Source organism: Roseovarius sp. SK2 (assembly GCF_028807495.1).
GTDB lineage: Bacteria > Pseudomonadota > Alphaproteobacteria > Rhodobacterales > Rhodobacteraceae > Roseovarius > Roseovarius confluentis.
The window spans coordinates 217,329-224,253 of the sequence record NZ_JARAMK010000008.1; the positions used below are offsets into that span (position 1 = coordinate 217,329).

7 protein-coding genes and 1 pseudogene are annotated in these 6,925 nt (G+C 64.1%); 5 read left to right on the forward strand and 3 right to left on the reverse strand.

The window, feature by feature from the left end; genetic code table 11:
• Positions 1-8: 8 nt before the first annotated feature.
• The gene (locus PVV74_RS15905; RefSeq protein ID WP_274593895.1) at positions 9-2,120 is read right to left on the reverse strand and encodes an acetate--CoA ligase family protein; all 2,112 of its coding nucleotides are present in this window, start codon (positions 2,118-2,120) and stop codon (positions 9-11) included.
• Between the two features lie 64 nt (positions 2,121-2,184).
• Complete coding sequence (locus PVV74_RS15910) at positions 2,185-3,327, reverse strand: sulfite oxidase (RefSeq protein WP_274593896.1); 1,143 nt, start codon at positions 3,325-3,327, stop codon at positions 2,185-2,187.
• A 261-nt stretch (positions 3,328-3,588) separates the two neighbouring features.
• Between PVV74_RS15910 and PVV74_RS22885 the strand changes: the two are divergent.
• Positions 3,589-3,846: pseudogene (locus PVV74_RS22885) on the forward strand (aldehyde dehydrogenase family protein); the annotation flags it as partial.
• Between the two features lie 91 nt (positions 3,847-3,937).
• Positions 3,938-4,981, forward strand: coding sequence for an alcohol dehydrogenase (locus tag PVV74_RS15915; protein ID WP_274593897.1), 1,044 nt, complete (start codon positions 3,938-3,940; stop codon positions 4,979-4,981).
• A 46-nt stretch (positions 4,982-5,027) separates the two neighbouring features.
• Here the strand turns inward: PVV74_RS15915 and PVV74_RS15920 are convergent, their stop codons facing one another.
• Positions 5,028-5,276 carry a hypothetical protein gene (locus tag PVV74_RS15920; RefSeq protein WP_274593898.1) on the reverse strand — a complete coding sequence of 83 codons (249 nt, stop codon included), beginning with the start codon at positions 5,274-5,276 and terminating at the stop codon, positions 5,028-5,030.
• Positions 5,277-5,378: 102 nt separating this feature from the next.
• On the opposite strand from PVV74_RS15920, the gene PVV74_RS15925 reads away from it, so the two are divergent.
• From PVV74_RS15925 to PVV74_RS15935, 3 genes are all read left to right on the forward strand, one after another.
• Positions 5,379-5,528, forward strand: coding sequence for a hypothetical protein (locus PVV74_RS15925; RefSeq protein WP_274593899.1), 150 nt, complete (start codon positions 5,379-5,381; stop codon positions 5,526-5,528).
• 452 nt (positions 5,529-5,980) lie between these two features.
• Complete coding sequence (locus PVV74_RS15930) at positions 5,981-6,805, forward strand: IclR family transcriptional regulator (protein ID WP_274593900.1); 825 nt, start codon at positions 5,981-5,983, stop codon at positions 6,803-6,805.
• The coding region (locus tag PVV74_RS15935; protein ID WP_274593907.1) for a CoA transferase at positions 6,805-6,925 on the forward strand (121 nt) is incomplete at its 3' end. The genes PVV74_RS15930 and PVV74_RS15935, both read left to right, overlap by 1 nt.

Consider the following 6,925-nt stretch of genomic DNA (forward strand, 5'->3'; position numbering starts at 1 on the left):
AGAGCCGATCAGGCGGTCGCGGGCGCCATCAGCGCCCGGGCATCCACCGCAACGGCCCCTTTGCCCGCCTCGGCAACGAACAGGGGGTTGATGTCCAGCTCGCGCAGGCGGCCGCCCAGGTCGTGCGCCAGCCAGCTTGTCCGGGAAATCGCGTCGGCGACGGCGTCCATGTCCAGTGGCGGCTGCCCCCGGACGCCTTCGAGGATACGCGCGATCTTCAGGGTTCCCAGCATCCGCTTGGCGTCTTCCGGGGACACCGGGACGCTCGCCGTGGCCACGTCGGCCAGCAGTTCCACCAGCCCACCGCCTGCGCCCACCATGATCATCGCGCCGAAGAGGTCGTCGTGCTGTACCCCGATCATTACCTCGGCGAGGCCGGTGGCCTGTTCCTGCACGAGGAAGCCGTGGATCTCGGCATCCGGTGCGGTCTGTTCCAGCCGGGCGCGCATCGCGCGGACAGCATCGGCCATCGCCTCGGGGCCGTCGATGTCCAGCATCACGCCGCCGACATCCGCTTTGTGCACGACGTCCGGCGACACGACCTTGAGCACAAGCGGCGCGGTCAACCCGGCGGCGATGCCCCGCGCGCTCTCGGCGTCGGTAGCCAGCCTGCCGGTGTTGGTGCGGATGCCGTAGCTTTCCAGCAGGGCCTTGGCCGCCTTCTCGTCCAACGGTCCGGAAGGCAGGTCCGCGGGCAGGGCGCAGCCCTCCGGACGGATGGCGGCCGTGCGGGCCGTCCTTGTGCCCGCAGCGCGCAGGGCGCGGATGGCGCGGGCCGCGCCGTGCAGGCTGTCAGTATAGGGGATGGCATTCTCGCGCAGGTAGGCACGCGCCTCGTCCGCCATCGCGGCGGGCTGGATCACCAGCAGATGTGGCGTATCACCCGCGCCATCGGCCACCAGTTGGGAGACCAGCCGGACGTCGGGACAGGTGCTGATCACACCCAGCAGCAGGCTGACCGCCGGGTCCTGCACGATAGCCTGCGTCACGGGACCGTTGGCACCCACGATCGGATCCTTGACGGCCGCGCCGGTATCCACCGGGTTCGTCATGTCGTCGGGAAAGTACGCCGGCAGGGCCGCGCGGGTCGCGGGGCCGAACTCGGCCATTGGCAGGTCCATGTCGCTGAACAGGTCGGCGGTCATGACGCAGCTTCCCCCCGAAGGAGAGACCACACCGATCCGGTCGATCCGCGCCGCTGGGCTGTGCGAGACAAGCAGGGTCGCGGTGACAAACGATTCGAAGTCGTCGAACAGCACGATCCCGTTGTCGCGGCAGATGTTGGTGAAGGCGTCGTGGCTGCTAGCAAGACTCGCGGTATGGGAAAAGGCGGCCTCCATCCCGGCCTCGGTCCGGCCTGATTTCATCATCAGCCAAGTCTTGCCAGATGCGCGCACGCGCCGCGCCGTCTCGATGAAGCGGGAGGGAGAGCTAAGGCCCTCAACATAGGTGCAAATCACCTGCGTCATCGGATCGTCGACCAGCCCGCCGACGAGGTCGCAGAAATCGACGTCCGCCTGATTGCCGGTTGGAAAGGCGTGCGAGATGCCGAACCCGTGCTGCTCCACGAAGTCCATCAGGGCGCTGAGGACACCGCCGCTCTGGCTGACGATGCCGATGTTGCCGGTGCGCAGCCTGTCGACCTTCAAGACGTGCGAGGACATCATCGCCAGGTTGTTGACCGGGCTGGCAAAGCCCATGACGTTCGGCCCGATCAAGCGCATCCCGTGCGACTTCGCCAGCGCTGCAAGCGCCGCTTCGCCTTCCTTATCGCCCGCGTCCGCGAAACCGCTGGAGATGACGACCACCACCTTGGCCCCGCGCTGCCCGGCCTTGTCGATCATGCCCGCGATCGTCGGCTTCGGCGTGCCGATTAGCACAACGTCGGGTGTGGCCGGGAGGTCGTCGAGCGAGGGATAGGCGCGTCGTCCGAACAGGGTCTCGCGTGAGGGGTTGATCAGGTAGACATCGCCTGCATAGCTGTGCTTCAGCAGGTAATGCGTGATCCTTCCACTGAACTTGGCCTGATCCTCGGATGCGCCGACGATGGCGACGGAGCGCGGGTTCAGCAGCGCGCGAATGCCGTCGTCATTTGCCGTGGTGGTTTCTATGCTGTTCATGTGTCCTCGAGATTTTCTGCATGCGCCCTGCCGCGTGTCGCCGGTCGGGGGATCCGCTGCGCGATCAGGCGGTGACGTTCAGTCGGATCGTCTGGATGTCGTTGTTGCCATAGCCTAGCCGGTTGGCCGCGCTCTGCGTCTGCTGGACCCGACCCGAGACGTCGGTAGAGCGGGCCGACAGGAAGTTGTAGCCGGGCGGTCCGTCGAGCGTAACCTCGGCGCGCCAGGTCCGCCAAACGAAGGGACCCTCGTCCGCGCCCAACTCGGCCGCGGTCCAGGTCTTGCCGCCGTCGAGGCTCAACTCGACCTTTTCCACCGGTTGATCCCCGGCCCAGGCGATGCCCGAAACGGAAACACTGCCGCCCTTCGTGGCCTGGTCGCCATCCTCGGGGGACTGGATGATCGCGCGCGGCAGGCCCGGGCCAACCACGCCGGTGATGCTGCCAGACGTATCCTGATAGGTGTAGCGTTCCTTCTGCCAGAAGCCACCGTAGGTCCGGTCGGTCGAAAATTCGAGCTTGCACGGCCATTTTACCCACCAGACACCGAACCAGCCGGGCACCACCAGCCGCACCGGCCCGCCGTGAAGCCAGGGCAGTTGCGCGCCGTTCATCTCGGTGGCGAGGATGGTGGAGCCGTCCAGCGCCTTCTCTTTCGGCAGGCCCTTGGAGAAATCGGAATGCATGTTCTCGGGCTGGGTCACGCCTTCGTCGCCGCCCCGCAGGATCACGCATTCGAACCCGTCGCGCACCCCCAAGTGATCAAGTACGTCCGACAGTCGCGGGCCGCGCCACGTTGCCGTGCCGACCATGCCGTGCCCGAATTGCGTGCCAGGGGTCTTGTCGGCCAGGAAGCCGCGGCTCATCCCGGCGCACTCCAGCAGCGCCGTGACTTCGCGCTTTGGCAGCGCCTCGATATCCGCCAGCACGAGTTTCGCGGTCGACCCGTCCGGCTTCGTCACCTCGAGCGACCAGTCCTCGCTGCCGACCTTGTGGGGGGCGTAGTGGTGAACGATGAAAAAATCGTCGGTCTGGGTGATCCCGCCGCCCTCCGGCAGGCGGCCCTCGGCCATCTGGGGATTGCCCTCGGCATCGCGGGCGCGAACCGTCAGGCCGTCTTCATTGATCTGATCCTTCATCGTCTCTTCCTCGTGCTGCTTTGGCTCTGCGTCCGGCCTGAACTGATCTGTGCGAAGATAGCAGGTCATTCCGACAGGTCTTTGAGTTACGTATGTTAGAACATGTTTTTGTTATTTGGAACATGTGATCATTGTCAAGCGGGAATGGCGTCCGCTCACTTCGGCCATCAACTGCCGAGAGCGTCGCGGTCAAGGTTGAAGGAACCGCTTGACGCCGGTCGCGTCTGTAGCATAGCGTGTTCCAAAATATGATATATAATTCTGAAATATAGAAAAGCGGGGCCCAGTGACGATCAGTTTTAGTGATCCGGCCCTGTTTGCGGACGGTGCATGGCTGCGGCAGCCGCCCGTTACCATCGAGGTGACGAACCCTGTGACTCGCAGCGTTGCAACCGCTTTGCCGGGGGCGAGGATGCCTACGCGGCGTCCAATGGCACCGGCTTTGTGCTTGGTCGCTACGTCTTCAACGGCTCGAAAGATCGCGCCCGGTCAGCCGCCACGCGGATCGACGCCGGGATGGTCGACAACAACACCTTTGGATTCGTCTATTTCGGTTCGCCGATCGGCGGTCGCCGGGACAGCGGCTTGGGGCAGCGCCGGTGGGTCGGAGGGGATGGAAGCCTACCGCATCAACAAGTTCGACAGCCAGTTCTGAGGTTTACAGGAGAGGAGACAGAAGATGGAATGCCAATGCGTCGTCAAATTCGGGGCGGATATGGAGCTTATGCAGCGCCCGGATCTCGAGGCCGCGGGGGACGAGATCGTCCTGCGTATCACCGCGTGCGGGGTCTGCCACAGCGACGTCCACATGAAGGCTGGGGGCTATGACGTGGGCAACGGCGAGATCGTCGACCGCGGCAGGCCGCTGCCCCGCATCCTCGGCCACGAGATCGCAGGCGAGGTGATCGGCATGGGTGACAGCGCGACCGGGGTAAGCCTGGGTGACAAGGTCGTTGTCTACCCTTGGCAGGGCTGCGGCATGTGCGACACCTGCAAGACCGGTGACGAGCATCTCTGTACCCAGCCGCATTTCATCGGCGTGCAGCTCGAGGGCGGCTTTGCTTCGCATATCAAGGTGCGCCATTCCCGCTACCTGGTCGACATCGGCACCCGCGATCCGCTCTACCTCGCGCCACTTTCCTGCTCGGGGCTGACTGCCTTCGGCGCGATCAACAAGATACGTCCGCAGGTCGCGGAGGAAACGGTCGTCATCATCGGCGCCGGCGGGCTTGGACTTATGGCGATCGAAATTCTCAAGGCGCTCGGGGCCCGGTCGCCGGTCGTCGTGGATGTAGATCCGGCCAAGCGCGAGGCAGCAATTGCCGCCGGCGCCGGTGCTGCCATCGACGGCGCCGCCACGGATGCCGTCGCGCAAGTGCAGCGCGCCTGCGGCGGATCGGTCAAATGCGTGATCGACTTCGTGGGGAACCCCAAGACCACCGAACTGGGCTTCGAAGCCCTGAGCAAGGCGGGCACGCTCGTGCTCGTTGGGCTCTACGGCGGAGCAACGCCTTGGCGCATCCCCTACATCACTTGGAAGTCGGCGCGGATCGTCGGCAGCTGCGTCGGATCGTTGACCGAGTTTCGCGATCTGATGAGCATGGCCATGGATGACAAGCTGGGGCGGATCCCCACCCGCGCACATGATCTGCACGAAGCCAATACCGTGATCACAGACCTGGAGAAGGGCAAGGTCATCGGCCGCGCCGTGCTGACCCCCTGACCGTCGCCGACAGGCGTTTCGACCCCGGCGGCGCGCCGCCGGGTGCTCACGCGACACCCGCGTGGGCAATGGGATCGGCAAGGCCAAGCGTGCGCAGGCGTTCTTCAACAGTCCGCTGCCCGGCACCATTCCTATCGGCTCGCAGTACTAGATGGTCGCCATCTGCTTTTTGCCCCTCGTCCTGGTCGAAAAGCCGGAACGCCCATATCGCGGTGGAGGTGGTGACGCGGCCGCTGCCGGAGACGATCCATAAGGTGCTGCATTTCCTCGCCGCACTGCTCTTTGCCGTCTTCACCTGGCGCGCGCTGATGCCCCCTCGATCCTCTGCATCCTCCAGGGCATTATCGCCCGGGTGCCGATCAGCCAGCTTTTCGTGGCCGGGGCCGTGGGCGCGTCCATGAGCATCCTGATCACGCCGGTGAAGCGCACCATGTGCTTCGACGTAATGAAACAGGGCGGCCTCGAGACGCTCCAGATATGCAGTGCGATCTTTGTGATGGCCATAGGTGCCAACATGCTGAGCCGGTTCATGGCCTTTTCGGCCTGACTCTGTTTGGTCCCGGTCTCTTGTCTCATCTCCACTCGCTGGTGATTGCGATGAGGTACTTGTCGGTCAAGTCGAAGCGCGCGTGGATGCGCCGGCAATTCCGGGGCGTCTCATTTGAATGTCAATTAGTGCCTTCCAGGAGCGTCAATCTCAGGGTTTACAGTCAAAAACCATTAATGTATGTGAAAAGGCGTTCACGCTTGAAGAACAACGGAATCCCTCGTGATCGCGTCTAGCCACCCAGAAACAGCGAAAACCTCGATACACATCCTTTGCGGCCTGCGGCCTGATTTCCACTTTCCTGGGCAAGTTGCGGGGCCGGATCCGTGCCATGCCGGAATATCCGGGCGTTCCCGGAGAGGGCCCGTTTGCAGTTCTCGAACACTTCGCACCTATTCAGCTATGATGGACTGCACCACCCCAGTCTGGATGGCTGAAAAAAGGAACGAGAGATGATGAAAGACAGAAAGACAGCTGCGTCAGCAGAAGCGGACTCCGCGGCATCGAAGCCGAAAGCGGCGCCGCGCCGGGATACCACGCTGCGCAAAGGGTTGCGCCTTATCGAGATATTGTCGGCGCGCGGCGCGATGAGCCTAGGCGATATTTCCCGCGTGGCCGAGCTTAGCAAGACAAACGCTCACCACCTGCTGCACACTCTGATCGAGGAAGGGTACGTCGAGCAGGACCCGGAAACGGTTCGCTATGGCGCAACACTGCGTCTTTGGGAGGTCGCGATGATGCGGTCGGAGCAGCCCGACTGGATCAATCCGTGCCTTCCGGCAATGCAGCGGCTGCGCCACGATAGCCGCGAGACGGTGATCCTTGGCCTGATCGACGGCGACGAAGTCCTGTACCTGCATCGGCTGGACAGCCCGGAAGCGGTGCGCACCTTCACCCGCGTGGGGGAGCGTGCGCCGGCCTATTGCGTGGCGACGGGCAAGGCGATCCTGGCCTTCGATCCAGATGGGGAAACCCGATGGCGCGCGCTGGAGCCGGTCGCGCAGAGCGATGAGACGATCACCGATCTCGATGCACTGGTGGAGGATATGAAAGCCACCCGCGACCGGGGCTATTCGATCAATCGCGGCGAATGGCGCGGCGGGGTCTGTGCGATCGGCGCACCGATCTATGGCCTGAACGGACGTGTCCGGATGGCGCTGTCCATCGCAGGTCCCGCGGATAGGGTGACCGAGACCCGCATTCCGGAACTTGCGAAGATGGTGACGACGGCGGCGGAAGAGGCGTCTGCCGCGCTGCAAACACGAAAGGAAACCTGATGAACGAACCGCAATCCCTTCCGCTGGCCGGCGTTCGCGTGGTCGAGATTTGCCAGATCGCGGCTGGGCCGTTTTGCGGGATGCTTCTGGCCGATATGGGGGCGGAGGTCATCAAGATCG

Excerpts from the sequence above, each read along its gene's own strand:
- PVV74_RS15905 (WP_274593895.1), bottom strand. The coding sequence starts at position 2,120 with ATGAACAGCATAGAAACCACCACGGCAAATGACGACGGCATTCGCGCG.
- PVV74_RS15910 (WP_274593896.1), bottom strand. The coding sequence starts at position 3,327 with ATGACCTGCTATCTTCGCACAGATCAGTTCAGGCCGGACGCAGAGCCA.
- PVV74_RS15915 (WP_274593897.1), top strand. The coding sequence starts at position 3,938 with ATGGAATGCCAATGCGTCGTCAAATTCGGGGCGGATATGGAGCTTATG.
- PVV74_RS15930 (WP_274593900.1), top strand. The coding sequence starts at position 5,981 with ATGATGAAAGACAGAAAGACAGCTGCGTCAGCAGAAGCGGACTCCGCG.
- PVV74_RS15925 (WP_274593899.1), top strand. The coding sequence starts at position 5,379 with ATGAGCATCCTGATCACGCCGGTGAAGCGCACCATGTGCTTCGACGTA.